The 3,010-nt window shown below is 35.4% G+C and carries 4 protein-coding genes; all 4 read right to left on the reverse strand.

Features of this window, described 5'->3' with window-relative positions; all coding sequences use genetic code 11:
* Positions 1–194 (reverse strand): metallophosphoesterase (locus tag AC06OU_RS07635; RefSeq protein ID WP_475855028.1); only part of this gene is annotated, 194 nt, incomplete at its 3' end.
* A gap of 41 nt (positions 195–235) precedes the next feature.
* On the reverse strand, positions 236–775 hold the full coding sequence (locus AC06OU_RS07640; protein WP_251553074.1) for a GNAT family N-acetyltransferase: 540 nt from the start codon (positions 773–775) through the stop codon (positions 236–238).
* Between the two features lie 84 nt (positions 776–859).
* Entirely contained in the window at positions 860–1,279 is a 420-nt protein-coding gene (locus AC06OU_RS07645; protein WP_475855030.1) for a universal stress protein, read from the reverse strand.
* Between the two features lie 16 nt (positions 1,280–1,295).
* Positions 1,296–2,729 carry a SulP family inorganic anion transporter gene (locus tag AC06OU_RS07650; RefSeq protein WP_475855032.1) on the reverse strand — a complete coding sequence of 478 codons (1,434 nt, stop codon included), beginning with the start codon at positions 2,727–2,729 and terminating at the stop codon, positions 1,296–1,298.
* Positions 2,730–3,010: the final 281 nt, after the last annotated feature.

Consider the following 3,010-nt stretch of genomic DNA (forward strand, 5'->3'; position numbering starts at 1 on the left):
GAGCGGACAAATTCCACAACCTCTAAGCTGTTATCTCCTTTTTCACATAAGTCCCCATTAATAAATAGATAATCATCCAGCTGGTAATTGACTCTGTCTAATAACTTTTTAAATAGCTGTAAGTTTGCATGGATATCCGAGATCACTATTACTCTTTTGCCAGGCTCTAAACTAATTCTTTTTATATCTATCATTTTCGTTGTCTCCTATAAAATGCTAATTACATAATACCCTCTTAATCCTCTTGATTTATAATCGCTAGAATGAGATGGTCCTGCCATTTACCGTTTATTTGTACATTTTCTTTAGCAATCCCTTCTTTATGAAAGCCTGCTTTTTCCAACACTTTTATTGAAGGTGTATTGTGAGGCATAACTCCAGCCTCAATTCTATGTAATTTTAATGTTTCAAAGCCATAAGCAACGGCCATCTTAACTGCTTCCGTCATGTAGCCCTTCCCATTTTGCTGTTCGTCTAAGGTGTAACCAATCATACAACTTTGAGCTGGACCTCGAGAGATGTGTGATAGGGCAACATTGCCAATTAATTCATCTGTTTTGGATAAAAAGATGCCGAACGCATACAATGTATCATTTGTTGCACCTGTTATCCCATTTTCAATGCGTTCCTTTATTTTTTCATATGTATAAAAATCCGGCTCTCTTAAAACTGAATAGTGCTTGAAAAATTCCTTGTTTCTTATTTCTAAGTCCAGTGCCGCTTCTGTATCTTTCATTTGAAGAAGACGAATATATATTCCTTCTTGAGTGCCCATCAGTAACCTCCTCTATTTTATTAAATTATATGAAAATTCCACCAAAAATAAAAGCCCTGTTATAAACAGGACTTTAACATGAATTTACTTAACTACTAAAGCTGGGCATTGAACTTGTTTTATTACCTTATGACTGACGCTTCCTAAAACCATTTCCTGTAGGGAATTTAAGCCTCTGCTCCCAATGACTAAAAGATCTACCTTATTTTCATTGGCGAATTTAACAATCTCAGGACCAGGGATACCATGCAGTATATTGATTTTATAGCTAATTTCCGATTCCTTTAAAAGTAGCTCAACATTTTGTATTTTCTTTCTACGTTCTAATTTTAAAACCTCTGTAGAGCCTGCATGCAGTACCTCTGTCCTTGCTTTTTCAAAATCTGCTACATAAACTATTTCCACCAAACATTGCTTATTTAAAGAAGCAATTTTGATTGTCTCCTTCGCTGCTCGAACAGCATTTTCAGAGCCATCTGCTGCTAAAACAATATGGTTATACATGGTGCGGATTCCCCCTTTAATGAGTGGATAGAGCATCTATTTGAGCAATCATTTTTTTACTATATGAATCTAAGCCGATTAATTCTACTTGAAGTCCTCGCTCACTTAGTAAATCCTTCACTTTAAATAATGCTCCTACCCCGGAATCATCCCAGATCCTACTATTAGTAAAATCAATTTGTATAGTATCCGATAGTGTAGTGGACTTTTTAAAGTAATCTACAAAGCTATCAGTAGAGGCAAAAAATAGCTGCCCTTCTATAATGTATCGCTGATCCTGTTCTATAACTTTTAGGGTAGAAATTTTTACAACAAAGAAAACCGCGCTTAATATAACTCCTGCGATAACTCCCTTTGACAGGTCGTGTGTATACACTACAATTATTATAGTAGTCAGCATGACCAGTGCATCTGTTCTTGGTGCTTTTACTAAATACTTAAATGAGTTCCAGTCAAAGGTACCGATACATACCATAATCATGATTCCAACTAATACTGGCATTGGAATTTTAACGACCAAGTCACCTAAAACAAGGATTAGGAATATAAGGAACAAACCGGCTACTAGAGTAGAAAGTCGACCTCTTCCTCCTGATTTAACGTTAATCACTGATTGTCCAATCATCGCACATCCTGCCATACCACCAAAGAATCCCGTTACGAAGTTAGCAATACCTTGACCTCTAGCCTCTTTATTTTTATCACTTTCGGTTGCAGTCATATCATCTAAAATTTGAGAAGTAAGTAACGACTCTACTAGTCCCACTATTGCAAGTGCTATAGAAAACGGGAAAATTATCTGTAGCGTTTCTAAATTTAGAGGAACATTTGGAAGCAAAAAGGATGGTAAGGTTTGTGAAATATTTCCTAAATCACCTATCGTTTTTAATTCAAATCCACTGTAAATAGCAACGATAGTTAATGTGACGATCACTATTAACGGTGCCGGTATTACTTTGATGAAACGTGGTAATGTATAAACAAGAATAAGTGTAATTCCTACAAAAATATACGTCATCGTTGAGATCCCAATGAAATGTGGTACTTGAGCCATGAATATTAGTATCGCTAACGAATTGACGAATCCAATCATCACTGCATTAGGAATATACTTCATCAGCTTAGCAATCTTAAAGACACCAAATAGTAGTTGAATAATCCCTGTCAAGATGGTTGCTGCTAATAAATAATCTAATCCGTATTCTTTAACAAGAGGCACCATAACTAGAGCCATTGCCCCAGTCGCTGCAGATATCATACCTGGTCGTCCGCCTACAAAGGCAATAATGACTGCTATACAAAAAGAAGCATATAGCCCTACCATCGGATCGACTCCTGCTATAATTGAAAAAGCAATGGCTTCAGGAATAAGGGCAAGAGCAACTACTATTCCGGATAAAATATCGCCCCGTATATTTCCAAACCATTGTTGTTTTAAACTTTCCATGATAATCTCCTTTGAAAAAAATTCTTCGATTATCATATCATCTTCTTTCCGTTAAGGGAACCTTTGCTCTTAAAGATGCCAGTTACTTGCTGAAGAGTACAAGCATATTGTAGTTAAAGCTATAAGACCTATCCAAAATATTTATATCTAGATGTAGATAAAAAAGAATGAGAGAGTAACATACGAATATGAGTTAAATTTTGTTTTATATGTTAATATTTAACTAAAACTAAATATTAACAAGTTAATGGAGGTGGCTTCTTGCAAAAAAATAATCTTCTTTA

Source organism: Psychrobacillus sp. (assembly GCF_056205495.1).

Coding starts and splice junctions, on each gene's coding strand:
- AC06OU_RS07640 (WP_251553074.1), bottom strand. CDS start 775: ATGGGCACTCAAGAAGGAATATATATTCGTCTTCTTCAAATGAAAGAT.
- AC06OU_RS07645 (WP_475855030.1), bottom strand. CDS start 1,279: ATGTATAACCATATTGTTTTAGCAGCAGATGGCTCTGAAAATGCTGTT.